The 24,825-nt window shown below is 63.5% G+C and carries 22 protein-coding genes; 6 read left to right on the plus strand and 16 right to left on the minus strand.

Annotated elements, in window-relative coordinates:
• Positions 1 to 9 precede the first annotated feature (9 nt).
• A complete protein-coding gene (gene arfA / locus PV760_RS12030) occupies positions 10 to 1,548 on the plus strand; it encodes an arabinosylfuranosidase ArfA (RefSeq protein WP_354627830.1) in 1,539 nt (512 codons plus the stop codon).
• An 80-nt stretch (positions 1,549 to 1,628) separates the two neighbouring features.
• Here arfA and PV760_RS12035 read toward each other — a convergent pair whose 3' ends face one another.
• Positions 1,629 to 2,327 (minus strand): DsbA family oxidoreductase, encoded by a 699-nt coding sequence (locus PV760_RS12035; protein WP_425524459.1) that lies wholly within the window; start codon positions 2,325 to 2,327, stop codon positions 1,629 to 1,631.
• Positions 2,328 to 2,455: 128 nt separating this feature from the next.
• On the opposite strand from PV760_RS12035, the gene PV760_RS12040 reads away from it, so the two are divergent.
• Together PV760_RS12040 and PV760_RS12045 are read left to right on the plus strand one after the other, a co-directional pair.
• Complete coding sequence (locus PV760_RS12040) at positions 2,456 to 3,529, plus strand: glycosyltransferase family 4 protein (protein WP_354627832.1); 1,074 nt, start codon at positions 2,456 to 2,458, stop codon at positions 3,527 to 3,529.
• A gap of 52 nt (positions 3,530 to 3,581) precedes the next feature.
• Positions 3,582 to 5,717 carry an amylo-alpha-1,6-glucosidase gene (locus PV760_RS12045; RefSeq protein ID WP_354627833.1) on the plus strand — a complete coding sequence of 712 codons (2,136 nt, stop codon included), beginning with the start codon at positions 3,582 to 3,584 and terminating at the stop codon, positions 5,715 to 5,717.
• Here the strand turns inward: PV760_RS12045 and PV760_RS12050 are convergent.
• The 8 genes from PV760_RS12050 to PV760_RS12085 form a co-directional block, all read right to left on the minus strand.
• A complete protein-coding gene (locus PV760_RS12050) occupies positions 5,714 to 6,244 on the minus strand; it encodes a GNAT family N-acetyltransferase (protein ID WP_018778066.1) in 531 nt (176 codons plus the stop codon). The genes PV760_RS12045 and PV760_RS12050 overlap by 4 nt on opposite strands.
• A gap of 82 nt (positions 6,245 to 6,326) precedes the next feature.
• Positions 6,327 to 7,655 carry a NosD domain-containing protein gene (locus PV760_RS12055; RefSeq protein WP_354627834.1) on the minus strand — a complete coding sequence of 443 codons (1,329 nt, stop codon included), beginning with the start codon at positions 7,653 to 7,655 and terminating at the stop codon, positions 6,327 to 6,329.
• A 29-nt stretch (positions 7,656 to 7,684) separates the two neighbouring features.
• Positions 7,685 to 8,626, minus strand: a complete 942-nt coding sequence (locus PV760_RS12060) for a carbohydrate kinase family protein (protein WP_079581602.1) — start codon at positions 8,624 to 8,626, stop codon at positions 7,685 to 7,687.
• Between the two features lie 13 nt (positions 8,627 to 8,639).
• Positions 8,640 to 10,199 carry a glycoside hydrolase family 32 protein gene (locus PV760_RS12065; RefSeq protein WP_354627835.1) on the minus strand — a complete coding sequence of 520 codons (1,560 nt, stop codon included), beginning with the start codon at positions 10,197 to 10,199 and terminating at the stop codon, positions 8,640 to 8,642.
• Between the two features lie 40 nt (positions 10,200 to 10,239).
• The gene (locus PV760_RS12070) at positions 10,240 to 11,289 is read right to left on the minus strand and encodes a LacI family DNA-binding transcriptional regulator (RefSeq protein ID WP_039239627.1); all 1,050 of its coding nucleotides are present in this window, start codon (positions 11,287 to 11,289) and stop codon (positions 10,240 to 10,242) included.
• 86 nt (positions 11,290 to 11,375) lie between these two features.
• Positions 11,376 to 12,305 carry a carbohydrate ABC transporter permease gene (locus PV760_RS12075; protein ID WP_181423318.1) on the minus strand — a complete coding sequence of 310 codons (930 nt, stop codon included), beginning with the start codon at positions 12,303 to 12,305 and terminating at the stop codon, positions 11,376 to 11,378.
• A complete protein-coding gene (locus tag PV760_RS12080) occupies positions 12,305 to 13,192 on the minus strand; it encodes a carbohydrate ABC transporter permease (protein WP_144650214.1) in 888 nt (295 codons plus the stop codon). The genes PV760_RS12075 and PV760_RS12080 overlap by 1 nt, the downstream gene beginning before the upstream one ends.
• Positions 13,193 to 13,266: 74 nt before the next feature.
• Positions 13,267 to 14,553: an ABC transporter substrate-binding protein gene (locus PV760_RS12085; RefSeq protein ID WP_354627836.1), complete on the minus strand. Its 1,287-nt coding sequence runs from the start codon at positions 14,551 to 14,553 to the stop codon at positions 13,267 to 13,269.
• A gap of 352 nt (positions 14,554 to 14,905) precedes the next feature.
• Between PV760_RS12085 and PV760_RS12090 the strand changes: the two genes are divergently transcribed.
• A complete protein-coding gene (locus PV760_RS12090) occupies positions 14,906 to 16,258 on the plus strand; it encodes a NosD domain-containing protein (RefSeq protein WP_354627837.1) in 1,353 nt (450 codons plus the stop codon).
• Between the two features lie 133 nt (positions 16,259 to 16,391).
• Here the strand turns inward: PV760_RS12090 and PV760_RS12095 are convergent, their stop codons facing one another.
• Genes PV760_RS12095 through PV760_RS12110 form a run of 4 tightly spaced genes read right to left on the minus strand, consistent with a single transcriptional unit; the run spans position 16,392 to position 19,898 of the window.
• Positions 16,392 to 16,784: a universal stress protein gene (locus PV760_RS12095; protein WP_018778057.1), complete on the minus strand. Its 393-nt coding sequence runs from the start codon at positions 16,782 to 16,784 to the stop codon at positions 16,392 to 16,394.
• The gene (locus PV760_RS12100) at positions 16,781 to 18,388 is read right to left on the minus strand and encodes a tripartite tricarboxylate transporter permease (protein ID WP_354627838.1); all 1,608 of its coding nucleotides are present in this window, start codon (positions 18,386 to 18,388) and stop codon (positions 16,781 to 16,783) included. Before PV760_RS12100 ends, PV760_RS12095 begins: the two co-directional genes overlap by 4 nt.
• Positions 18,388 to 18,891: a tripartite tricarboxylate transporter TctB family protein gene (locus PV760_RS12105; RefSeq protein WP_039239631.1), complete on the minus strand. Its 504-nt coding sequence runs from the start codon at positions 18,889 to 18,891 to the stop codon at positions 18,388 to 18,390. The genes PV760_RS12100 and PV760_RS12105 overlap by 1 nt, the downstream gene beginning before the upstream one ends.
• On the minus strand, positions 18,888 to 19,898 hold the full coding sequence (locus PV760_RS12110; RefSeq protein WP_354627839.1) for a Bug family tripartite tricarboxylate transporter substrate binding protein: 1,011 nt from the start codon (positions 19,896 to 19,898) through the stop codon (positions 18,888 to 18,890). The genes PV760_RS12105 and PV760_RS12110 overlap by 4 nt, the downstream gene beginning before the upstream one ends.
• A gap of 251 nt (positions 19,899 to 20,149) precedes the next feature.
• On the opposite strand from PV760_RS12110, the gene PV760_RS12115 reads away from it, so the two are divergent.
• Positions 20,150 to 21,727, plus strand: coding sequence for a sensor histidine kinase (locus PV760_RS12115; protein ID WP_354627913.1), 1,578 nt, complete (start codon positions 20,150 to 20,152; stop codon positions 21,725 to 21,727).
• Complete coding sequence (locus PV760_RS12120; protein ID WP_354627840.1) at positions 21,724 to 22,392, plus strand: response regulator; 669 nt, start codon at positions 21,724 to 21,726, stop codon at positions 22,390 to 22,392. The genes PV760_RS12115 and PV760_RS12120 overlap by 4 nt, the downstream gene beginning before the upstream one ends.
• Positions 22,393 to 22,431: 39 nt before the next feature.
• On the opposite strand, the gene PV760_RS12125 is transcribed toward PV760_RS12120, so the two are convergent.
• Genes PV760_RS12125 through PV760_RS12135 form a run of 3 tightly spaced genes read right to left on the minus strand, consistent with a single transcriptional unit; the run spans position 22,432 to position 24,821 of the window.
• Positions 22,432 to 22,908, minus strand: a complete 477-nt coding sequence (locus PV760_RS12125; protein ID WP_018778051.1) for a heme-degrading domain-containing protein — start codon at positions 22,906 to 22,908, stop codon at positions 22,432 to 22,434.
• Positions 22,901 to 23,932: a Gfo/Idh/MocA family protein gene (locus PV760_RS12130; RefSeq protein WP_354627841.1), complete on the minus strand. Its 1,032-nt coding sequence runs from the start codon at positions 23,930 to 23,932 to the stop codon at positions 22,901 to 22,903. The genes PV760_RS12125 and PV760_RS12130 overlap by 8 nt, the downstream gene beginning before the upstream one ends.
• A 4-nt stretch (positions 23,933 to 23,936) precedes the next feature.
• Positions 23,937 to 24,821 carry a TolB family protein gene (locus PV760_RS12135; protein ID WP_354627842.1) on the minus strand — a complete coding sequence of 295 codons (885 nt, stop codon included), beginning with the start codon at positions 24,819 to 24,821 and terminating at the stop codon, positions 23,937 to 23,939.
• Positions 24,822 to 24,825 lie beyond the last annotated feature (4 nt).

Raw genomic sequence — 24,825 nt, forward strand, 5'->3', positions numbered from 1 at the left:
AGGAGATACATGTCCCGCGCACGCATCACCCTCGATCGCGACTTCACCATCGGGGAGGTACCCCGCCGGCTCTTCGGCTCCTTCGTGGAGCACATGGGCCGCTGCGTCTACACCGGGATTTACGAACCCGGCCACCCGGAGGCTGACGACCACGGCTTCCGCCAGGACGTCCTCAAGCTCGTCAAGGAACTCGGCGCCACCGTTGTCCGGTACCCCGGCGGCAACTTCGTCTCCGGCTACAACTGGGAAGACGGGATCGGTCCACGGGAAAACAGGCCCCGCCGCCTGGATGGCGCCTGGCACACCGTGGAGACCAACGCCTTTGGCCTGCACGAATTCGTCGACTGGTCCAGGCGGGCCGGCACCGAAATCATGGAAGCCATCAACCTGGGCACCAAGGGAGTCGAGGAAGCCCGCGCCATTGTGGAGTACTCCAACCACAGCGGAGGCACGTACTGGTCTGACCTCCGGGCGAAGAACGGCCACAAGGACCCGTTCGACATCAAGCTCTGGTGCCTCGGAAATGAGATGGACGGCCCGTGGCAGATCGGGCACAAGACAGCCGATGAATACGGCCGTCTGGCCCAGGAAGCCGCCAAGGCCATGCGATACGTGGATCCGTCCATTGAACTCGTCGCGTGCGGCAGTTCGAATTCCAGGATGCCCACCTTCGGGGCCTGGGAGCAGACCGTCCTCACGCACACCTATGAGGAAGTGGACTATGTGTCCCTCCACGCCTACTACTTCGAGGAGGAGGGCGACGTCGGCAGCTTCCTGGCGTCCGCCGTCGACACCGACTACTTCATTGAGTCAGTGATCGCTACGGCCGATGCCGTCAGGGCCAAGGGCAAGCACAAGAAGCACATCAACCTGTCCTTTGATGAGTGGAACGTCTGGTACCAGCGCGGCCGGGACACCGAGGACCAGCTGAGCAACATCGTCAAGGCTCCGTGGCGCGAACACCCGCGTGTCATCGAGGACCAGTACAACGTGACCGACGCCGTAGTGGTGGGGACCCTGCTCAACTCGCTGCTGCGCCATGGCGACCGGGTAAAGATCGCCAACCAGGCGCAGCTGGTCAACGTGATCGCACCGATCCTTTCCGAGGAAAACGGGCCGGCCTGGAAGCAGACCATTTTCCACCCGTTCGCCCGGATGGCAGAGCTCGCCACAGGACAGATCCTGCGGCTCTCAGTTGATTCGGACAAGTACTCCAACAACCGGTTCGGGGACACCGACCTGGTGGACGTCAGCGCAACGTGGAACGAGGAAACGGGCCGGGTTGCCTTGTTCTTCGCGAACCGCGGCCTGGAGGAAGCGGCCGACGTCGAGACCGCCCTGCGAGGGTTCGACGCCCGGCAGGTGGTCCGCGCCGAGGTCCTGGAAATTCCCGACGGCGGCGACCGCTTCACCATCAACAGCCAGGACCAGCCGGGCCGGGTTGGGCTCAAGCCGCTGGACGGCGTGAAGGCGACTGGTTCGGAGCTGCGCCTGACGCTGCCCGCCTTGTCCTGGGCCGTCGTGGAGCTTGAGGTGGCGAAGGCCTAGCCCTCGCCAATAAAGCAACGCGGGGTCACTTATGGCCTATCCCAAGGGGGATTTTGGGCCATAAGTGACCCCGCGTTGGGTTAAACGCTGCAGCCGTCCGGGCCGCAGGCCTCGGCGTCGGAAGCGCCGACCGGGATCAGCGGGTTGGCTTCCTGCCATGCCTGGTTCAGGGCCTGGCTGAAAAGTTCGGCAGGCTGGGCACCGGAGATGCCGTACTTGCGGTCGATCACGAAAAACGGAACGCCGGTCACGCCGATGGCACGGGCCTCGTTGATGTCTTCATTGACCTCGTCCGTGAACTTGTCGGACGTGAAGAGTTCGGCAACTTCCTGTGCCGGCAGGCCGAGGGCTTCACCGAGCTCCGTCAGGTACTCCTGGTTGCCGATGTCCTTGCCGTGCTCAAAGTGGTCGCTGAGCAGTCGTTCCTTGGCGGCGTCCTGGCGTCCGTGGCCGGCAGCCAGGTGGATGAGGCGGTGGGCGGTGAAGCTGTTGGCCACAACCACCTTGTCGAAGTGGTAATCCAGGCCTTCGCCCTTGGCGGTCTCCGTGACGTGCGCGAACATCTGCTTGACCTGCTCCGGAGCCATGCCCTTGCGCTGGCTGAGGTAGTCCAGCTCCGTGCCGTCATAATGCCCCGGAACGGACGGATCCAGCTGGTAGCTCTTCCATTCGATGTCCACGGAGTCGCGGTGGGGGAACTCTGCCAGGGCGGTCTCGAAACGGCGCTTGCCGATGTAGCACCACGGGCACGCGACGTCTGACCAGATCTCAATCTTCATGGTTGCGTCAACCCCGCCCGGCTCCAGGGCATTCCGGCGGCGGCCTGTTATTTTCCTCACGGGACGCCTAGCCTTGAGGAGGGTTATGAAGCCAGCCCATGGTTTGGGGGTTATGCGCGGAGGCCCGGATGCGCATTGGACTCATTGTTGGACCATGGTTTACCGTCCCGCCCGAAAAATACGGCGGCACGGAAAGGGTGGTGGACGCCCTCGCCCGCGCGCTGGTTGACGCCGGGCATGAAGTCCTCCTGGCGGCGGCCTCCGACAGCACCTGTCCGGTGCCCCGCATCCCCGGTTTCGGCCCAAGCCAGCCGGATGCGCTTGGCCTGACCCTCAGCGAGCTGGACCACGTCATCAAGGCCTACCGCGGGCTGGGCGGGGTGGACGTCATCCACGACCATACGCTGGCCGGCCCCCTCTATGCCCACCGTCCCCCTGCCATCCCCGTGGTCACCACCATCCACGGCCAGTTCACCGCCCAGTCGGCGGAGCTCTACCGCGCCATGGAGCGGGACACGTCCATCATCGCCATCTCCAATGACCAACGGTCCATGTTCCCGGACCTCAACGTTGCAGCGGTCATCCACCATGGCTTGGACTTGTCCACTGTGTCCATGGGGGACGGGCTAGGCGGTTATGCGTGCTTTGTGGGACGGATGTGCCAGCACAAGGGGCTCATGGAAGCGGTAGCGGTTGCCCGCGAGGCCGGTGTACCGCTGAAAATAGCCGCCAAAATGCACGCCAAAGACGAACAGGACTTCTTCCGGGAAGTCGTGAAGCCGGCCCTGGGCCCGCAGGAGGAGTTCCTGGGTGAACTCTCCGACCCTGAAAAATACGAGCTCATGGGCGGTGCCGTGGCATTGATCAACCCCATCCAATGGCCCGAGCCTTTTGGGTTGGTCATGATCGAGTCACTGGCCACGGGCACACCTGTTGTGGCCACCCCGATGGGTGCCGCTCCGGAAATCGTCAAGCACGGCAAGACCGGCTTCCTGGGCGAAGTCCGGGACCTCGCCGGCTTCCTGGATACCGCCGCACGCTTGAGCCGGGCCGAATGCCGGCGCTCGGTGGACGAGTACTTCAGCGCCGGCCGGATGGCTGCCGAGCATCTGGCCCTCTATTCGCGCATCCTTCAACAATTCAGCAGCAAGGGGCTTCCCGACGGCGGCTACGTGGAAGAGAATCAGAGGCAGGCCTCGTAGCCAGAGGTTGCTTGTCCGCGAAACCAACCCCGCCAGAGGAGCCCTGCCGCGCATGACCGCTTGGAACGCAGACACGGAAGCCGGAGCATCCGAACTGGGGGCGGTGACCGTCGTCGAAGGCTCGTCCTTCTGCATTTCCGCCCACCCGGGCGACATCCACGCAGGCGGTTCGCAAGGCGCGTATTACCAGGACACGCGCATTGTGTCCCGCTGGGTGCTGCGCATCAACGGCGAACCCCGGGAGCCCCTGGTGGCCCGCAACCCGACGTCGTTCCAGGCTGAATACGTGGGCCGGGCGTGTACCGAGGACGGGCGCTTTGAAAGCCCGCTGCTGGTCCGGCACCAGCGCAGCGTCGGATCAGGGCTCCGCGATGACCTCACCATCACCAACTACTCCGGCACCCCGTCAACGTGCACCATCGAACTGCTGATCGACGCCGACCTCGCCGACCTCTTCGACGTCAAAGGCGGCAGGGTGGGAACCGCCGAGGAAACCATCAAGGCGGCGCGGGAGGACGGACTGCACATAGACGCCCTGCACTCAAGCGGACAGCGACGGGGAGTGCTGTTCCAGGCGCACGGGGCAAAAATCACGGAGGAAGGACTGACGTTCAACGTCACCATCCCTGCCCGGGAGCAGTGGTCGACCACCATCATTGCCCTGCCGCTGGTCAACGGTGAGGCCCCGGACGATCCCTTCACCGCAGGAACGCCCCTTAAACACAGCACGGGAGCACGCCGACAGACCCAATGGGAGGAGCACGTTCCGCGCATCACGGTCAGCGACCAAAACGTCACGGACGTCCTTGCCCAAAGTCAGCGGGACCTCGGGTCGCTGAGGATTTTCGACGACGAACACCCCGGCCGTGCCGCCATCGCCGCCGGGGCGCCGTGGTTCATGGCCCTCTTCGGACGGGACTCCCTGCTTGCCTCCTACATGTCCCTCATGGTTGATCCGAGCCTGGCCGCCGGGACGCTCCAAACACTGGCCGGACTGCAAGGCAGCAAGGTGGACCCCGATTCCGAAGAGGAGCCCGGGCGCATGCCGCACGAGGTCCGGCTCGGGATCACAGCGGGGTTGTCGTTGGGCGGCACCGCCTATTACGGCACAGCCGATGCGACGCCGCTTTTCGTCTCCACCCTGGGCGAGTTGAGCCGCTGGGGCCTGGGCGAGGACATCATCGAGTCCCTCCTCCCTCATGCTGACCGGGCCATCGAATGGATGGAGAAGTACGGCGACCGTGACGGGGACGGGTTCATCGAATACCAGCGCCCCAACAACCACGGCCTGGTGAACCAGGGATGGAAGGACTCGTGGGACGGGATCAACTTTGCTGACGGCCGGATGGCGGAGGCACCGATCGCCCTGTGTGAAGTCCAGGCCTACGCCTACGCGGCCTACGTGGGCCGGTCCCTGCTGGCGCGTGCGGCGGGCGACACCGCCGTCGAACGCCGTTGCGCGGACAAGGCCGCAGAGCTGAAAGAGGCCTTCAACAAGACCTTCTGGTTGCCGGACAAGGGTTACTTCGCCTTGGCGCTGGACAAGGACAAGAACCCCGTGGATTCGTGTACGTCCAACATGGGCCATTGCCTGTGGGTGGGCATCGTCGACGAGGACAAGGCGCCGCAGGTGGCGGAGCGGCTGATGACCAAGGAGATGTTCACCGGCTGGGGCATCCGCACCCTCGGCTCCGACATGGGTGCCTACAACCCCGTCAGCTACCACAACGGCTCAGTCTGGCCCCACGATACGGCGCTCGCCGCCACGGGACTCATGCGCTACGGCTTCGTGGACGAAGCCAGCCGGGTGGCCAGTGGACTGTTCGACGCCGCCGAGCACTTTGGCGGTCAGCTCCCTGAGCTCTTTTGCGGCTTTGACCGTTCAGAGTTCGCGGAGCCCGTACCGTATCCGACGGCGTGTTCCCCGCAGGCGTGGGCGGCTGCGGCACCGGTCCAACTGGCCCGGATCCTGTTGCGGTTCGATCCCGATTTCACGCGGGACGTGCTCCACTTGGCTCCTATCCTCCCGGAGTCCTTCGGTGGGTTCACGGCCGACAACGTGCTGCTCGGGAGTTCGCGGCTCACCGTGCGGGCGTCCGGTTCCTCGGGTACCGTCAGCGGCCTTCCGGAGGGACTCCATTTGCGCAACGACCCCCGGCCGCAGCTGGCCGGGGACTTGTTTGGCTAGAGCCTGTTCTCCATGACGAAGTCGTGTTCCACCGTGTTGCCGAGCTTGAACGATTTGGTGCCGACGCGCTGGAAACCGCTCTTCTCGTAGAAGCGGATGGCCTTGGCGTTCTCGCTGTTGACGCCCAGCCACACCCCGGATGCGCCCTTGTCCGCGGCCAGGGCCAGGGATGCCTGGATCAGCCGTGCTGCGGCGCCCTTTCCGTGGTGGTCCGGGTGGACGTAGCATTTGCTCAGTTCGGTGGAGGGCTGCGCCGAAAGCACCGAGGCGACGTCGGGGTCGCTTGCCGGCTTGGCGATCAGCATGGTGTACCCGGTGAGCTGCCCGTCGTCGTCGAGCACCATGACCGTGATGTTCGCATCGGCGAGGTATTCCGAAAAGTTGGCCTCGCTGAGTGTCTTCTCAAGGTGCGCCTGGATATCGTCCGGTGAGGAGCCCGGCGGGCACGCCAGCGGGAAGGTGATGGCGGCAAGCTCAGCCAGCTTCCCGGCGTCGTTGGCTGTTGCGGTGCGGATAGTCTCTGGCACGTGGTCCCCCTTGCGAGTTTTTGTACAGGTAATGCCCCTAAGAACGAATCTTAAGGGCATTAGCTGGACAAAAACTCCCAGGTTAAGGGGTTGGACGGACGGCGTTGCTTGCCCGGTCGGCGGTGATTTGGGTTTCCCTACCCGAGTCGAGGATAGTGTTCCGCGCTGATTCCGGGTCCACCAGGACCGCGGTCACGGCCAGGTCTTCAGCCGCATCGGTGGTCAGCAGGGCATCCACCTGGGCCTCGAAGCAGTCGTCGCTGGCGTTGGCGTGCACGTTCAAGGCCACCACGTGGTTGTTGGAGACGAAATTGCCCGCGCCTTCACGCAAGCGGATGATGACCGGCGTTGCGCCTTCCGGACGGATGCTCTCCGAGTCGATGATCTGTGAAAAGTGGTTGCCGATCACCGAGTTGTTGTTGCCGCTTACACTGAGGACCCCGTGGAGGTCATCCAGCCCGTTATCGATCCCGAGGAACGGCGTCCAGGGCTCGTGGTCGCGGAGGAAGTGATTGGTGGCCACGAGGTTTTCCGAGCTGTTCCGCTCCAGGACCACCATGCCCGGATAGAAGGAATGCAGGCGGTTGTTGGTGATGTTGGAGCGCGTCACACCGCTGAAATGGACGCTGCTGGCACCCCGTGGGAAGACGTTGTTGGCCGTGACCAGGAGTCCGCCATGGTTCTCCGCATAGATCGAGTGGCCCTTGAATCCCGCGCCGATCAGGTTGTCCGTGATCTTCGATGCCTGACCCCAGCCTCGCAATTCGATGCAGCTTCCGCATTCGGCGATGAAGTTGTTGTGGATGGAGAGGGCATCGGCGTTGTGGATGGTCAGGGCGTGTTCGAGGTAGATGAAGCCCATCTCGTTGACCCGGAAGGAGTCGTTGGCGCTGGCAACGTGAATCCCGGTCTTGCCATTGACGTATGTGTTCTCGGCCGGCAGGTCAGAGCCGTCCGGGGTGAAGTGCAGGCCATCAATGCAGAAGTTGGCGAATTCCACCGAACTGATCCGGGGGCTGCCCGCACGATGAACAAGGAACGCTGCTCCGCTGGCCGGGTCCGAGCTGTCAGCGGGAGGAAGATCCACCAGCACGCGGCTGCCGCCGGGCCACAGCTCATGAAGGCCGGACCATTCGTCCTGGGGAACGTTGAACCTGATGCTCGAGGACGTGAACCCGTGGCCTGAGCCCTGGATCCGAAGGAAGCTGATGTCGATCAGGACCTGCGTGCGCAGCCGGTAGTCGCCCGGTGGCAGGTAGATCACCGCACCGGGCTTGCCGCCGTCGTTCACATCTGTGGCGTTCTGGCGTTCCTTGACGTCGGCGATGATGCTGTTGATGACCTCGCCGACATCCTTGGACGGGTCGCCGGTGGGCCAGGTGGTCACATCGTAGTAGTTGCTGCTGGACATGGTGTGGATCCTCGTGGAGTTGGGGGTGGTCAGGTGGCGGGCTGGTGTTCGGGCAGTTCGGCCAGCAGCTCGTCCGACGTCGGCGGGTTGGCGCCCGCACGACGGACAGTGATGGCTGCGGCCTTGGCGGCCCGGCCGCCCAACGACTCCAGGGCCTCCTCATTGAGTCGGTCAACTCCGGTCTGGAGGAGCCCGTAGATCAAGGCGGACATGTACGAGTCGCCCGCGCCAATGGTGTCAGCCACGGTGGACGTCACGGAGGGAACCAAGACCTGGGCGCCGGTGGTCGAGAGCATGGATCCTTCCGAACCCTTGGTCACCACCACGAGGCCGGTCCCAAGGCCCAGGATGCGCCGTGAAGTGTCTTCGAGGGACAGGCCCGGGTAAAGCCAGTGCGCGTCCTCATCACTGAGTTTGACCACGTCGGTGAAAGGAATGAGTTCCTCGAAAGTGGTGGTCGCCTGGGCGTGGCTGCCCACCAGGGCCGGCCGGATGTTGGGATCGTAGGTGACCACACAGCGTTGATGTACCTGCTCAAGAAGATCGCGCACAGTTGCCGCTCCGGGTTCTAGGAAGGTGGCAATCGATCCTGTGTGCAGGATCTTGGGCAGGGTGGTTGGGGTGATCCGGGGAAGGTCCCACTGAATGTCGAAGTCGTAGCGTGCTGAACCGTCCGACGCCAGGGTGGCGGTTGCCGTAGCGCTGCGGACGCCTGCGCGGGCACCGGCCAGGAGTTCGACGCCGGCACCGGCCAGGTGCCGCTGGATGGCAGCACCATGGTGGTCTTCTCCAATGGAGGTCAGCAATGAGGTAGGCACGCCGAGCCTGCCGAGGCCGTAGGCCACGTTCGCCGGAGATCCTCCCGGATGCTCCACGGTGCCGTGGGTCGAGACGACGATATCCACCAGGGCCTCGCCCACAACCATGACTTCGGTTGCCGGACTGCTGGTTGGCTTTTGGATGTTCTGCATAGGAACCTGCTCCTTAGGCGGGTGTTGAGACAACGAGCTTGAGAACTGTGGCGGTGCCGCCTTGGGCGGACAACCGGGTTTCCCGGCTGTCGGCATCCGGATAGACCAGGTCCGTCAGGACCACCGTGCCGTCCTGGGCGAAGACTTCCACGGAGCACTGGTCCACCACAATGAGCAGCTTAAGGACGCCGTCTTCCAGTGCAACCGGTGCGGATTCGACGGATGCGAACTTCCCGTGGAACGAGGTGTGCCCTGACTGGGTCCGGTCAAGGGTCAGCCTGCCGCTGCCCGGGGTGTAGTTCAGCAGGGTGCCTTGGCGTCCGTCGGAGCTGGCCAGCAGTCGCAGCTCAACACGCTCTGCGGTTCCCGGCGCGATCTCAGCCTCAATAACCTGCGCCGTGCCCGGTACGGCGTCCGGCAAGGCGAGGGCTTCCGACCCCAACTCGATGGTGCCCACGCGAAACAGTTCTTCCTCCGGACCCGCGAGGACGGGGTACTGGACCAGCCGGGCGGTGCCGCTGATCGATTTCAGCTTCAGCTCGCGGGCGAGGGTCATGGAGGACCGCCACGGTGCTGTGGGCAACTGGTTGGCGTAGTCCCAGTTATTCATCCAGCCGATGATGATGCGCTTCCCATCCGGGACGTCGCTGAAGGACACCGCGGCGTAGCAGTCGCGGCCCCAGTCCAACCACAGGCATTGCTGCAGTGCCTCAGCCCTGGCAGATTCGTCCGGCAGGGAGGTGACTCCCGCTGGCGCCGCAAGGGAACCCGCGTCCGGAACGAAGCTGACGCCGTCGAACTGTCCTACGAAGTACTGTCCGCCGGAACCTCCCGCGACAGCGCCGGGATTCACGTTGACGATCAGCACCCACTTCATGTCCTCAGGATCCCCGTCCACCGCCAGGGGAAAGAGGTCAGGGCATTCCCACTCACCGGCGTCGGCGTTGGCCGGGCCAAAGTCGCTCAGGAAGTCCCAGGTTTTGAGGTCGTCGGAACGGTAGAGAACCACCTTCTGCTGTTGGGCTTCGACGGCGACCATGACCCAGTACGCGCTCGCTCCGCTGTGGTAACGGAAGACCTTGGGGTCCCGGAAGTGGGCTGAGTCCCGGGTGAGCACCGGATTACCGCCGTACTTTTGCCAGGTCATTCCCGAATCGGCGCTGTACGCCAGGGACTGCGCCTGCGTGCCGCTGTGTTCGGTCCCGGGCTTGAAAGCGCTCGTATATATGGCCACCAAAGCCGGCGCCCCGGCTGTGCCGAAACCGGAGGTGTTGCCGTGGTCCACCACCACGCTTCCGGAGAAAATGTCCTCTGTTTCATCGCCTGCGATAGCCACGGGGTGTTCGGTCCAGCGCAGGAGGTCCGGGGAGGTGGCGTGCCCCCAGGACATGTTGCCCCAGACGCTGCCGTAGGGATTGTTCTGGAAGAAGAGGTGGTACAAACCGTCGTGGAAGACCAGGCCGTTGGGGTCGTTCAGCCAGGTGTCCTGTGCCGTGAAATGGATGGCAGGCCGGAACCTGGGAGTGACGGCCGGGGCTGTTTCCGGGCGTGCGGCGTCAAGGCTACTGGACATGTGGTGCGTTCCTTTTGGGACGTTGAAGGGCTGGTTGGGCTTACCGTGGAGCCGCGACCGAGTCACGGCGAACCAGGGGACAGCCCAGGACGGTGGGGTGGAGCGCCATTAAGGAAAGATCTTCTTTGCCCTCGATGGCATCAATAAGGTGATCCGTTGCCCAAGCCCCCATCTCGTAATGGGGGAGGGCCACGGTGGTAAGGCCGGGGTAGAGGTTGGCGGCAATGAGTTCCTGGTCATCGAAGCCCACTACGGAGAGGTCCTTGGGAATGCTGAGCCCTAACTCGGCGGCTGCCCGGTAGGCGCCCATGGCCATCCGGTCGTTGTAGCAGAACAGTGCCGTCGGCACGTCAGCGCGGTCTTCCCGGGCCAGGATCCGTTTGGCAGCCGCATAGCCGCCATGAACTTCGGAGACTTCGGACTCGACCGGTGCGGCATCGCCGTCGAGCCCTGCTTCGGTGAGCATGGCCCGGAAGGCCTGGAGCCGCTGGCGGGTGGCGGGTACGTCGTCGGTGTTGTTGATGAATCCAATCCGGGTGTGGCCGGCGTCCAAGAGTGCCCCAACGGCGGCGCGGGCGCCGCCGTCTTCGTCCGGGACCACCGCGGTGATGTTTCCGCCGATGGCCACGGAGTCCACCAGGACCGACGGTACGTTTTCCAGGTTCCGGGGAAGTTCCACGTTGCGGTGGTACATGGTGGCGTACAGGATCCCGTCCACCCGCCGCTCCAGGAGGGCCTGGACGTCGGCTTGCCTCGATTCGAGACTGGCGGAGCCCGGAGTGTTGATGATCATCAGGTTGTAGCCCCGGGCCTTGGCCGCCTCATCAGCGCCGAGGATGATCCGGCCTGCATGGGGTGTGGTAGCGATTTCCTCGCTGACCAGGCCGAGCATTCCTGTCCGCTGCGTGCGAAGGGCCTGGGCCAGGCGGTTGGGGCCGTAGCCGAGCTCCTCGGCGGCATTCCGGACCTTGTCCCGGGTTTCACTGCTGATCCGTGCGTAAGAGACCTCGTTAAGGACGTGGGAGACGGTGGTGACGGACACGCCGGCGGCGACGGCAACGTCCTTGATACCGATGTTCTTGCTGCTCATGTGGCTCCCACGTCCTTATGGTTGGCGATGCCCCGGAAGGGCTATCAGTAGGCTACTCGTTGATGGTGGCAGTGGCCTTGGTGGCATTAGCCCTTGACTGCGCCCAGCGTCATGCCCGCGACGATCTTGCGCTGCAGCAGAAGCGTCAGCAGGATGACCGGAATCGAGTACACGGCGGCCAGGGCCGTCATGGATCCCCAATCCAGGCCGAACTGGGTTTGGAAGTTCGCGATCACCACAGGTGTGGTTTGCGAACGGATGGCGGTCATCAGGAGTGCGAACAGGAATTCGTTCCAGGATGCCAGGAAGGCGAAGATCGCAGTGACCGCAATGCCGCCGGACACTACCGGGATCACTACCCGCCACAGGGCGCCCAGCCTGCTGCAGCCGTCCACGGTTGCGGCCTCTTCAAGGTCCCGGGGGACGGATTCGAAGAAGCTGCACATCAGCCAAATGGAGAGCGGCAGAGAGATGGTGGTATGCGCAATGGAGAGGGCGATCGGGGTATCGGACAAGCCCGCCGAGGCCATCATGGACGCCAGCGGAATGCCGATGGCCACGGGTGGAACCATGCGGGTCACCAGTGCAGCCATGATGAATACCTGACCGCTGGGGGTCTTGTAGCGGGTAATGCCGTAGGCGGCCGGAACGGCCAGAACCAGCGATAGCAGGGTGCTGATGACGGCGGTCTGGATGCTGTTGATGAAGGATGCCACCACCCCGCTTCGGCCCAGGGCGTTGGTGTAGTTCTCCAGCGTCCATTCCCTGGGAAGGATGGTCGGTGGGACGGCGATGGTATCGATCGGCGTCTTGAAGGACGTGAACAGCAGGTACAGGAACGGGAAACCGTAGAGGACCATGGCCACTGCCAGCAGGATCCAAAGGATGGTCCGGGTGCTGCGCCGGCCGGCTTCGAGGCCTTCGCGGTTGGCCCCGCGCCGCTTGCGCAGCGGCTGCGCTTCCGGGAAGTCCGACGACGGCGGGCTGGCTTTGGTGGTGACGCTTGTGGTGCTCATCAGTTGTCCTTTCCTGGCCGCCAGATGGTGGTCACTGCAACAAAGGCAATGGCGAGCATTGCGAGGAGGTAGATGGTGCCCATGGCACTGGCCAGGCCGGGGTCGCCGAAGCGGATCATGGTGCGGTAGATCAACAGGCTCATCGTCTCGGAGGCTGACTGCGGTCCGCCGTTGGTCTGGATGAGGATGGTGTCGAAGGCCCTGGCCGCATCGATTCCGCGGACCACCAGTGCAACGGCGATCACTGGGCGGAGCAGGGGAAGGATGATCCGGAACAGGAGTGCCGGAGCCCGTGCACCATCCAGGCGGGCGGCCTCAATCAGATCGCCGGGGATGTTCTGGAGGCCTGCGAAGAGCACCAGGCACATGAAGGACGTGGTGAGCCAGATGTCCGGGATGGCCACCGAGAACAGCACGATGTTGGGGTCGGACAGCCAGCCGATCTGGTTGGGGTCCGAAAGGATCCCTGCCTGGTGGAGGAGTGTTCCGATCAGACCGAAGTTGTCGATCATCAGGAACTTCCACAGCAGGCCCGCCACGATCGGGGCGATCATCAACGGGTAGAGGAAGACGGTCCGCCAAATCTGGGATTTCTTGCCCAACGTGGTGAATAGCAGCGCCATGCCCAGGCCGAGCGCGAATTCGAGGGTCACCACCACCAGGGTGTAGGCGAACGTACGCCACCCGGCGCTGGTGAAGGCCTCGGAGGTGAAGGCGGTGACGTAGTTTTGGAACCCCACAAAATCGCGGGGCCCGCCTGCGATGGGGGAGATCTTGAAGAAGCTGTCTGCCACCAGGCGGAAGAGGGGGTAGGCCACGAATACGGCCAGGAACAGTGCCGCGGGCGTCATCAGATAGAGGGCGAAGCGGCGATCGGAGATACGCACGGTATTTCTTTTCTGCTGGTTGGGACCGCGGCCGGCACTGTCATTCAGTTGCTAACGGTGCCGGCCGCGGAGTTCTACTTCAGGAGGTCCTGGATCTGTTTCTTGGCATCGGCCAGGAGGGCTGAGGTGTCGCCACCGGCCACGGCCTTCTGCAGCAACGGGATCAGGACGGTATCAACGATCTGCTGCCACTTGGCGGTAGCGGGTCGGGTGGCCGTTGCCTGGCCGTTGAGGGTCTCGATCAGCGGCTTGAAGCTCTCGTAGCCAGGCTGGTCCTGGTATTTTTCAAACGCGCTGATACGGGAGGCCAAACCGAGCTTGGATTCGATTCCCTTGTCGTTGTAGTCATAGGCGCACTTGACGAACTTCTTGGCGGCGTCAGTGTTCTTGGTGGCTTTGGGAACGGAGAGGTACCACGGTCCCGGAACACCTGCGACGCCGGCGCTGCCGCCAATCATTGCTGCGGCTCCCACCTTTCCTGCCACCGGAGCATCGGCGGGAATCTGGCGGTAGGCGTGGGCCCAGAAGCGGGTCATGGCGGTCTTGCCCTGGTTGAACAGGTTTTGTGCTGCTGCCCAGTCAACCTGCGCTGCACCGCTCGGGGCATCCTTAGCCAAGCTCATGTAGAAGTCCAGGGCTTCCTTGTGGGCGGCGTTGTCGATGACCACATTGTTGTCCTTGTCCAAGACCATGGGGGAGCCCGCCTGAAGGACGTGCGCCAGCCATTCAGTTTCCACGGCGCCCTTGACGTCCGTGCCGTACATGCCGTCCTTGGTGAAGAACGCGGAAATGTCCTGGTACTGCTTCCACGTCTTGGGGGCGGCGAGCTCGTAACCGTACTTGGCTTGGAAGTCAGCCTTGTTCTTGGCGTCCTCGAACAGGTCCTTGCGGTACAGGATGATCTCGGCATTGGTCCAGGCCGGCATGCCGATGAAGTGGCCATCCACGTTGGCTTCCTTGACGAGGGCCGGGAAGATGTCCTTCTTGACGTCGTCCGTGAAGAGTTCGTCCAGGGGTTGCACGGCGTCCTTGAAGCTGGGAAGCCATACGGAGTCGAGTGCGGCGACGTCGAAGGAGACGTTGCCGGAGGAGAACTCGCTGGAGAGGCGGTTGAACATGCCGTCGTAGGGGAGTTCGACGAAGTTCACGTCGATGCCGGCGTCCTTCTTGCACTGCTCGGCTACGCCTGTCAGTTCGGCGTGGCCGCCGGCTTCAACCAAGACGTTGACGGAGCTGGAGCCGCCCGATCCGCCTGAGGATGGTGCGGGACCGCCGGCGCCACAACCGGTGGCAACGAGTGCGACGGCGGTGCACAGCCCGCCGAGGGTGACGAGCTTGGAGATGGTGTTTCGAGTGGACATCGCTGTCGACTCACTTTCTCTTGAACGGAAATTGCAGAGAGATGGGGATTTCACGTCTTTGGCTTGAAAAATCGTTTTGCCAAAACGACTTGGCAACACCTTAGAGCTGGAAGTTCGGGAGTGTCAAGAGCCACTTGCGGCGCGCGGTCTTGCCAAAATTACTCCTCGGATTTTGTCGTTGACAGTGTTGTTCGATGCCACTTACTGTTTGTTCCGGCTCCCGATAAAACGATTTGGCATTTTTGGCATGGACGCCACGCTCACTACGCCATTGCCCGGACGCAGGAGTCCGGGCCAATGGGGCGGGGCCAATCAAGCAACACGAATGAACAAGGACCGGCAGGAGACCAATATGGAAATTGACGAGACGCTTGACGTGAAAAACACCAGTCGTCGGATGCTCGTCGGCGCTGGAGCCGTGGGCTCGCTGGCGGCCGCGCTAAGCCTGGGGATGTCCCCGGAAGCTGAAGCTGCGCAGGATACGAAAGCCGGCCCCTTCAACTCGCCGAACACCTATGACGTCACAGCTTGGCGGATCAAGGGCCAGCCCAAGGTCACAGCTGAGTCGGATATCGGCGCCGTCATCAACGACATCATTGCCGACATCAAAAAGCGCCAAACGACGCCGGACACCAGGCCGGGAGCCGTGGTGATCATTCCCCCAGGGGACTACGACCTTCGCACCCAGGTGGTAGTGGACGTGGATTACCTCACCATCGCGGGCTTCGGCCATGGCTTCTTCTCCCGCAGCATCAAGGACAACGTGGACCCTAAGGGATGGCTGAACCTCCAGCCAGGCGGCAGCCACATCCGGGTCCTGACGCCCTCTTCCGCGCCACAGGCATTCCTCGTGCGTCGGGGCGGCAGTCCGCGCCTGTCCGGAATCGTGTTCAGAGACTTCTGCCTGGACGGGGTCAATTTCACCCCGGACGGGAACAGCTACAGGAACGGGAAAACGGGCATTGAGGTCGCATCCGACAATGACTCCATCCATATCACCGGGATGGGATTCGTCTACCTTGAGCACGCCCTGATAGTTCGCGGCGCAGATGCCCTCCGGGTCCACGACAACATGATCGCCGAGTGCGGGAACTGCGTCGAACTAACTGGTGCCGGGCAGGCAACGATTGTCAGCGACAACCTGATGGGTGCAGGACCCGAGGGTGTGACGCTTCTGGCTGAAAACCACGAGGGCCTGCTTGTCACGGGGAACAACTTCTTCCCGCGAGGACGAAGCCTCATCGAGTTCAACGGCTGTAACCGCTGCTCCGTATCGTCGAACCGGTTTCAGGGCTTCTATCCTGGCATGATGCGCCTGCTGAATGGATGCAAGGAAAACCTCATCACGTCCAATCACTTCCGCAGGGGCACCGAGGGGTTCCCCCCTTTTATCAATCGCACAAACGGTCTCGATGACCTCTACGGCGTTCTCCATACGCTGGGAGACAACAACCTCATTTCAAACAACCTCTTCGCCTATGACGTCCCACCGAACAAGGTTGTCCCCGCAGGCGCCCAGCCAACCATCATCCTGATCGCAGGAGGGGACGGCAATGTCGTAGCCACTAATCACGTGGTCAGCAACGTTGCCACCCAGCACGTGGTTCTTGACGGATCCACCACCCATTCAAAGGTGCTCGACAGCGGATCCGCAACCACCATTACGTCCTACAGCCCGGACACGGCAATCCGGCCCACACCCTAAGACCCGGAAAGGAAGGCGCGGCTTTAAGTACGACGGCGGCTGGTCACCAAGGGCGACCACCCGCCGTCGAGCGTTTTTGTACAGCTAATGCCCCTAAGAACGCCTCTTAGGGGCATTAGCTGTACGAAAACTCCTAGTCCGCCTTCACCGCAAGGACCGGGCAGTCCGCTTCCAGGAGGATGCGCTGGGAAACGCTGCCCATGATGAGCTTGCCTACCGGGCTGCGGCGGCGGAGGCCGATCACGATCAATCCGGCGTCGTGCTCGTCGGCAGCATCAAGCACCTCGGCCGCTGCGTCATGACCGCGGATGGGTTGCTTGATGATGTGCTGGATGCCGTGCTCAGCCAGCCGGTCCTCGATGCTCTGGATCTCCGGCTCCTGGGCATAACGGTTGTCCACCAGGGCGTCGCCCTTGGAGGAATTGATGACCAACAGGGTGTCGTTGCTCTTCTTGGCCTCGGCGATGGCCTGCGTCAGTGCTGCTTCGCCTTCTGGTGTGGGGACGTATCCCACCACGATGGTCATGGTTTCTCCTGCCGATGGTGTGCGGGCATGGTTGGTTCGGTCTTCGTGGTTGAAGGCGTCGCCGGGGTCTGCGGCTCATCCTGGTCCGAAAGCATGGACGGCCCTGTAAGCGCAACCGTCGGACGGTTCCGCCGGATGAGCTTGAGGACCAGCGGCCAGGCCAGGATGATTCCGATGATGACGTAAATACCGACGGCGATCGGCTCGCTCCAGAGCCCTGCCGGGTCGCCTGCACTGAGCTGCAGGGTCTTGCGGAGCTGGCCTTCCAGCCGCGGGCCCAGGATAACGCCAAGAATGAGCGGCAGGACGGGGAGTCCGAAGCGGCGCATCATGAACCCCAAAGCACCCAGTATCAGCAGGATCACCAGGTCGAAGGCCTGGAGGTTCACCGAGTAGGCGCCCAACGTGGCGAAGAACAGGATGCCTGCGTACAGGTACGGGCGGGGCAGTTGCAGCAGCTTCGCCCACAACGGTGCCAAGGGCAGGTTGATCAGCAGAAGGAGCAGGTTGCCGATGAAGAGGCTCGCGATCAGCGCCCACACCAGTGGTCCCTGGCTCGAGAAGAGCTGCGGGCCGGGCTGGATGCCGTAGGACGTGAACGCTGCCAGCATCACTGCCGCGGTTGCGTTGGTGGGCAGGCCGAGGGCCAGCATGGGAGTGAGGGTACCGGCGGCGGCTGCGTTGTTCGCAGCTTCCGGACCCGCCACGCCTTCGATGGCTCCATGGCCGAACTCTTCGGGGTGCTTGCTGAGGCGCTTCTCGGTGACGTAGCTCAGGAACGTGGGGATTTCCGCTCCGCCTGCCGGCAAAGCCCCGAACGGGAAACCGAAAACCGTGCCGCGAAGCCATGGCTTCCAGGAGCGTTGCCAATCCTTCTTGCCCATCCAGGGACGGCCAACGGGAATGACGTGCAACGGGGTGCGGCGCAGGTGTGCCGCCACCCAGAGGGCCTCGCCCACCGCGAAGATGGCCACAGCCACCACCACAATGTCCAAACCGTCGGACAACAGCGGCTGGCCAAACGTGAGCCGGCTCTGGCCCGTAACGGAGTCCAGGCCCACCAAACCGATGGCCAGTCCCAAGCCGAGGGAGGCGAAGCCGCGCAACCGCGACGACCCCAGTACCGCAGTGACAGCCAGCAGGGCCAACATCATGATCGCGAAGTAGCTGGGGGAGCCCAGGCTGACCGCGAACTTCACAACGATCGGTGCGCAGACCGCAAGGAGGGTAGTGCCAATGGTGCCTGCCACGAACGAGCCGATGGCCGCCGTCGCGAGTGCTTGCGCCGCCCGCCCCGCCTTGGCCATCTTGTTGCCTTCGATGGCCGTCACCACGGACGACGATTCGCCGGGAGTATTCAGCAGGATAGAGGTGGTGGAGCCGCCGTACATTCCGCCGTAGTAGATACCGGCGAACATGATGAAGGCGCTGGTGGGTTCAAGTGCGTACGTGACCGGGAGCAGCAAGGCAACGGTCATGGCCGGACCGAGCCCGGGAAGGACACCTACAGCGGTGCCGAGGATGACGCCGATCATGGCGTACATGAGGTTCAAAGGAGTGAGGGCGGTGGAGAACCCGTCCATCAAGGAGGACCAGACGTCCATCAGAGGATTCCTTCCAGGAGTCCGGCCGGCAGCGCAATGCCCAGGCCGAGGTAGAAGCCGTAGAAGGTCAGCAGGGAAAGTGCCACGGAGATGAGTCCGTCACGGACATAACGGCGGCTTCCGAGGGCAAGGACGCTGCCCCAGAAAAGCACCGTGCCGGAGATGACCCAACCAGCCCAATCGATCAGCAGGATGTTGAGCAGGAAGGCTCCCGCCAGCGGCAGGACGGTCTTCCAATCGGCAGGGTGCGCCAGGTCCACATCCTCGCCGCCTTCGGCCTCGCCCCTGCCGCCACGGAGGACATTGATGGCAAGCAGAACGGCGCAGGCCACCAGGAGTCCGGCAACGATGAACGGGACAGTCTTTGGACCCACAGGGTCCGATTTCGAGTACGGGGTTACCAGGCCGTTGGCGTCCAGGAAGACCAGGACTCCGACCACGCCGAGCAGGAGGGCGACCCCCAGCTCGGCGCGGCCTTTCAAGCCTGTTGCTGGAGAGCTCACGCCAAGCCAAGCTTGGTGAGGACGTCCGCCACCCGCTTGTCCTGGTCAGTCAGGAACGTCTGGAAATCGTCGCCGGTGACAAAGGCATCCGTCCAGCTGTGGGTCTTGAGTGCTTCCTTCCAACCGGCGGACTCGTGCATCTTCTCCAGCGCGGCGATCAGGGATTTCTTGTCGGCGTCGCTGATGCCCGGAGGGGCTACGACACCGCGCCAGTTGGTAAACACGAGGTCGATGTTGGATTCCTTGAGGGTGGGGGCGTCCACGCCGTCAAGCCGCTTCTCGCCGCTCGTGGCAAGGACACGGACCTCTCCGGACTTGATCTGTTCCAGGTACTCGCCTGCGCCGGAAGCTGCGAAGCCGAGCTTGTTGCCAAGGATGGCGGGAAGGAGGTCGCCACCGCCGTCGTAGGAGACAAAGTTGACCTTCGTGGCGTCGATGCCCACAGCGCCGGCCAACTGCATCGGCAGGAGGTGGTCCGGGCCGCCGGGCGAGGAGCCGCCGCCTACGGAGATCGACGCGGGATCTGCTTTCCACGCCTTCACCAGGTCATCGATGGTCTTGTAGGGGGAGTCCTTGCTGACCATGATGGCGCCCGGCTCTTCAATCAGCTTGGCCAAGGGCGTGGTGTCCGTCAGTTTCGATTGTGACTTGTTGGTGTAGCTGGCACCCACCACGCCCAGGCCCATGAGCATGGTCAGATCGCCGTTGCCCTTTTCGTTCACCACGCGGGCCAGACCCACAGTGCCGCCTGCGCCTGCAAGGTTGAACACTTCAGTGTTGTTGGCGATCTTCTCATCGTCCAGGACCTTGGCCGCTGCCCGGGCGGTGGTGTCGTAGCCGCCACCGGGAGTGTTCGGAACCATGATCTGGAGGCCGGTGATGGGTCCGGCGGCAGCGCCGGAGCTTTCGGAACCAGTGGAGTTCTTGCCGGTGGCACCACAACCGGTGGCCATCAGGGCGAGGCCGGCGGCGACGGCGGCGACTCGCAATGCGCGGATCTGGCGCATGGTGTTCCTCTTCTCAGTTTTGAATTCTCTGCAGGGCGATCAACGTTGTGCCCCGTGAACTGATGCTAGGGGCCGCAGTGACGCCGATCACTCTTGTGTTCGCAGTGATCTTTAAGTTCATTGCGTTCACGCTCCTGGACGGTCCATTACTGCTCTGGGGTATAGTTCCGATACGCCACGCGGAGCGCCCCCAGACACCTCCGGACTCTGGCACCACCAAAGGAAACCACGCAGTGACTCGAAGAAGAGGAATGTCCCTTGCCGGGCAATACCTTGTGCTGCAGTTGCTGATCGTCCTGGCGGTGCTGGTGGCGGTGGTCGCCATCTCCCTGGCGCAGTCGGCCGCCGCGTTCGAACGGACAGAGGGCAGGCGGGCGTTGTCGGCAGCCGAAGCCCTGGGCAACAACCCCACCGTACGCGCGCTGCTCCCCACGGCGGAACCGCGCGGCGGTTCGGCGCTTCCCGCCGTCGCCGAATCCGTCAGGACAGTCTCGGGTTCAGCGCACGTGGCCCTGGCAAAACTGGACGGCACAGTCATCACGGCCTCGGACCCCGGACTGATCGGCCGGCCCTTGCCACTGGGAGAGAGCCGGGTGATGGAGGGCAGGGCCTGGACCGGCGTCGTCACCAGCAACAACGTGACAGTGCTGTCCGCCCACGTGCCGGTGATCGACGACTCCGGGCAGATGATCGGCATCGCATCCATCAGCCGCAACTACCCGTCCACCTTGGAAAGACTGGGAGACGCCGTCCCCAACCTCCTCACCTACCTGGGCGTGGCCAGCGTCCTGGGGGTGGCGGGTTCGCTTCTCCTGTCCCGTCGTGTCAAACGGCAAACCCTCGGCATGGAACCGCGGGAAATCACCGGACTGGTGGAAAACCGCGAAGCCATGCTGCAGGGCCTCAAGGAAGGTGTTGTGGCGTTGGACCCCCATGAGCGGATCACGGTGGCCAACCAGAGCGCCCGCCAGTTGCTCGGATTGCCCGACGACTGCGTAGGCAGGAAGCTGCGCTCCCTCCCCGTCGAATCCGCCCTGAAAGTGGTGCTGACCCGCGAACAGTCGGACCCGGACCAACTGGTGCTGGTAGGGGAGCGGCTGGTGGTGATGAACCGGGTGGCGCTGCGCTCGCATGGGCGCGACATCGGTTCGGTGACCACCCTGAGGGACCGCACCGAGTTGTCCTCCCTTGAGAGCGAACTTGGTGCCACCCGTACGGTCACGGACACCCTCCGCGCGCAGGCCCACGAGTTCGCCAACCAGCTCCACGTCATTTCGGGCCTCATCCAGATCGGCGAGTACGATTCCGTGGTGCAGTTCGTCAACGGTGTCACCGTGGAGCGGACCCGGCTCAACGACGACGTGACCCGGCGGATCGAGGATCCCGCGCTCGCTGCCCTGCTGATCGCCAAGGCCAGCCTGGCCACTGAGCGCGGCGTCGAGTTGAAACTGGACCCCCGGTCCGCGCTTCCGCGCGTCAAGGACGAACTGTCCCGGGACATCACCACCGTGGTGGGCAACCTCGTGGACAACGCGTTCGACGCCGTCACCGGCCTCGCCGGGGCATCGGTCCGCGTGCTCGTGGAGGACTCGCCGGACGGTGTCGGGGTGACTGTCCAGGACAACGGCCCGGGAGTGCCCGCCGGTTCTGCCGAGGAGATCTTCCAACAGGGCTACTCCACCAAGGAACCGGGACCGGGGGATGCCCGGGGCTTCGGCTTGGCGCTTTCGCGGGTCATCTGCCGGCGCAGCGGGGGCGAACTGACCGTGGCCAACGACGACGGTGCAGTGTTCACCGCACGATTCAGCAAAGGGGCTCTCCACAAGTGATCAAGGTCTTGATTGTCGATGACGACTTCATGGTGGCCAAGGTTCATGCCGGGTTCATCCAGCGAAGCCCCGGTTTCGGGGTGGTGGGTGTTGCCCACACCGGCGCACAGGCCTTGGCGGAAACGCGTAGGCTGCAACCCGATCTTGTGCTCCTGGACATCCACCTCCCGGACATCAACGGCCTGGACCTCATGCACCAGTTGCGGGACGTTGCCCCGGACCTCGACGTGCTGGTGATCAGTGCAGCCCGCGAGGTTGAGACCGTGCGCAAAGCCCTCCGCGGCGGCATCGTCCACTACCTGATCAAGCCCTTTTCCCAGTCCGATCTTCAGGAACGGCTGGAGCACTACCTCAGCGCCTACCAGGGGCTGGATGCTTCCAAGGTCGAGGCTGAACAATCCGACGTGAACAGGGTCTTTGGGTTGGGTGTTTCCGAGCGGACCCTGCCGAAGGGCTGCAGCGTGGAGACCCTGGAACTGGTGGAGTCCGCGTTGAAATCAGCACCGGGTGATTTGTCAGCCGCTGAGCTTGCAGAACAACTCGGGACCTCCCGTGTCAGTGCCCGCCGCTACCTTGAGTACCTCCACGACGAAGGCGCCTTGGACGTTCGACTCAAGTACGGCGTCGGACGTCCCGAAAGGCGCTATGTGCTGAAGGAGCGGTGAGGCCAAACCAGCCCTGGCCGGGTTCGAGCCCTGCTGCCCCTAAACCCCGACCGTCTTCAGGTAGTTCCGGATGCCATCGACCACCAGTTGGTGGTCCTCGTCGGAGCTGAGGCCGGACACCGTCACAGCCCCGATCACACCTGCACCACGCACGCGGAGAGGGAAGGAACCACCCGCCAGGGTGTAGTCCTCGTGGGCCAGCCACCCGTTGCCCAGGGGGCTGTGGGTACGGGAGGCAAACAGCTCGGTCAACAGTGCCGTGCTGTGCTCGAAACGCAGCACCGAAGCTGACTTCCGGCGGATCCACTCTTCCTGGTCCGCCGTGGCGCCGGGCAGGACGCAGCGGAAGAGCACGATGTTGTGCCGGCGGATGTCGATGGCAACCCCGAACTCCGAACTGATGGCATGATTGGCGATCAACGAACCAAGGCGCCAGGCGTCATGGTGATCGAACGAAGCAAAGACCAGTTCTTCTTCCTGCCGGCGAAGCTCGGCGAGGCGTGGGGATTCAGTCACGGTGGTTTCCTTCCGGGGCGGCATCAGCGTCGTAGCTCAGCCCGATCTGGCGGCGGATCTCATCCATGGCAGCCATGACGGCAACGCTCTCGTCCGGCGGAAGGATGGTGCCTGCGGTGGAACCTTCCCGGACCAGGCGCTCCAGCTCAGCTGCCTGGAACTGCATGCCGCGACCGTTCACGGGCTGCTCGTAGCGCTCACCCACGGAACCGTCGGCCGCATGAACGGTGAAGGGGACAGGGTTGTACCAGGTGTGTTCGACGTCGATCCAGCCTTCGGTTCCGATCACCATGGCCCGGTTGGCGCTTGCTGCGTCAAGTTCGCAGTCGACGATCGCCTGCGCACCGCCGTCGTAATCGAAAACCGCCGCAGTCTGGCGGTCGACGCCGGTAGCAGTCATGGCAGCGCTGGCCCTGATCGAGGCCGGCGTGCCCAGGATGTCGAACGCGAAGGAGACCGGGTAGACCCCCAGGTCCAGCAGTGCGCCGCCGCCCAGGGCGGGATTGTTGAGGCGGTGTGCCGGGTCCTTTGGGAGGTTCTGGTTGTGGCTGGCCACCACCTTGCGGACTTCGCCGATGGTGCCTGCGGCGATGATTTCCCGGAGACGGATCATGTGCGGGAGGAAACGGGTCCACATGGCTTCGAGCGCCACGAGCCCCTTTGATTCCGCGAGTCCTACAATGTCCCGGGCTTCACGGGCATTCATGGTGAACGACTTTTCCACCAGCACGTGCTTGCCGGCGTTCAAGGCCAAGAGGGCGTTCGCGTGGTGGAAGGGGTGCGGCGTGGCGATGTAGACCACGTCAACCAAGGGGTCGGCCACCAGGTCTTCGTAGCTGCCATGCGCGGTGGCGATCCCGAATTTTTCCGCGAAGGACCTGCTGGACTCTGCCGAACGCGAACCCACCGCCTGGACAGTGAAGCCGTTCTCCTTCAAATCCTGCGTTTGCAGCCCGGCTATGAATCCGGTGCCGAGGATGCCCCAGCGGATGGTTCCGTCGGAAGTACCGTTGCTTAGGGTCACGTAGTTAGTCCTTTGCAGAGTCAGTGAGCGGGTACGCCACATACGCAAAGCGCGCGGAGTCCGGCGACCAGCTGTTGACGTTGAGGGTACCTTGGCCACCGAAAAGTGGCCATGCTTGGAGTGGGGTGGTCCAGTCCTTGGTCGAAACAAGCACGACGTCGACGGGCACGTCAGCGGGGTGTCCAACGGTACCGCCGGGGAACCGGATGTAGCTGGCGTAGTGGCCATCCGGGGACAGGTGGGGGAACCAGTCGACGGTGTCGGACTTCAGCAGCTGAGTAAAGTCGCTGCCGTCCGGTCTGATCCGTGCAAGCTGGGCATGGCCCGGTGTTGTTGAGAACGACTCCGTGTTCAGGTAGATCCATTGCCCGTCAGGCGAGTATTCGGGCCCGTCGCAGTGGCCTGAACCGACGTCGACCCGGGCGGCAGCGCCGCCGTCGGACGCCGTGGTCATGAGCTTGCCGGGCTGCTTGAAGTCGCCGGCCTTAATTCCGACGTACGCGAGTTCCGTGCCGTCGGGGCTGGCGCCGTGGAGGAAATGGAAGGAGCCGTCGTCCTCGGTGATGCGGGTGGCAGGGCCGCCCTTGAGCAGTCCACGGTAGATATGGCCGTCGTTGGCGGAGAGGAAGATGCCGGTGCCGTCCGGTGCCAGGACGTGGTCGTTGTTGAGGTCTGGGATGCCACTGAGCGGGATTTGGGCCAGTTTCGCAGTGGAAGTGTCAAGACGCCACAGTTTCCCGTCCCCGTTCAGGATGAGGGCTGAACCGTCCATGGTCCAGTTCGGGGCTTCGAGGAGAATGTGGTCAGTGGCGTAGAGGGTTTCGCTGTGGCCCGTGACCGACGCGATCCGCACCTCGCAACGCTGGCCGGGTTGAAGGGTGCGGATCACGGTT

The organism is Paenarthrobacter sp. CC6, from assembly GCF_040560085.1.
Taxonomy (GTDB): Bacteria; Actinomycetota; Actinomycetes; order Actinomycetales; family Micrococcaceae; genus Arthrobacter; species Arthrobacter nicotinovorans.

Coding starts and splice junctions, on each gene's coding strand:
- PV760_RS12070 (WP_039239627.1), bottom strand. CDS start 11,289: ATGAGCAGCAAGAACATCGGTATCAAGGACGTTGCCGTCGCCGCCGGC.
- PV760_RS12060 (WP_079581602.1), bottom strand. CDS start 8,626: ATGCAGAACATCCAAAAGCCAACCAGCAGTCCGGCAACCGAAGTCATG.
- PV760_RS12095 (WP_018778057.1), bottom strand. CDS start 16,784: ATGACCATCGTGGTGGGATACGTCCCCACACCAGAAGGCGAAGCAGCA.
- PV760_RS12040 (WP_354627832.1), top strand. CDS start 2,456: ATGCGCATTGGACTCATTGTTGGACCATGGTTTACCGTCCCGCCCGAA.
- PV760_RS12085 (WP_354627836.1), bottom strand. CDS start 14,553: ATGTCCACTCGAAACACCATCTCCAAGCTCGTCACCCTCGGCGGGCTG.
- PV760_RS12115 (WP_354627913.1), top strand. CDS start 20,150: ATGTCCCTTGCCGGGCAATACCTTGTGCTGCAGTTGCTGATCGTCCTG.
- PV760_RS12065 (WP_354627835.1), bottom strand. CDS start 10,199: ATGTCCAGTAGCCTTGACGCCGCACGCCCGGAAACAGCCCCGGCCGTC.
- PV760_RS12055 (WP_354627834.1), bottom strand. CDS start 7,655: ATGTCCAGCAGCAACTACTACGATGTGACCACCTGGCCCACCGGCGAC.
- PV760_RS12110 (WP_354627839.1), bottom strand. CDS start 19,898: ATGCGCCAGATCCGCGCATTGCGAGTCGCCGCCGTCGCCGCCGGCCTC.
- arfA (WP_354627830.1), top strand. CDS start 10: ATGTCCCGCGCACGCATCACCCTCGATCGCGACTTCACCATCGGGGAG.
- PV760_RS12100 (WP_354627838.1), bottom strand. CDS start 18,388: ATGGACGTCTGGTCCTCCTTGATGGACGGGTTCTCCACCGCCCTCACT.
- PV760_RS12075 (WP_181423318.1), bottom strand. CDS start 12,305: ATGAGCACCACAAGCGTCACCACCAAAGCCAGCCCGCCGTCGTCGGAC.
- PV760_RS12035 (WP_425524459.1), bottom strand. CDS start 2,327: ATGAAGATTGAGATCTGGTCAGACGTCGCGTGCCCGTGGTGCTACATC.
- PV760_RS12045 (WP_354627833.1), top strand. CDS start 3,582: ATGACCGCTTGGAACGCAGACACGGAAGCCGGAGCATCCGAACTGGGG.
- PV760_RS12090 (WP_354627837.1), top strand. CDS start 14,906: ATGGAAATTGACGAGACGCTTGACGTGAAAAACACCAGTCGTCGGATG.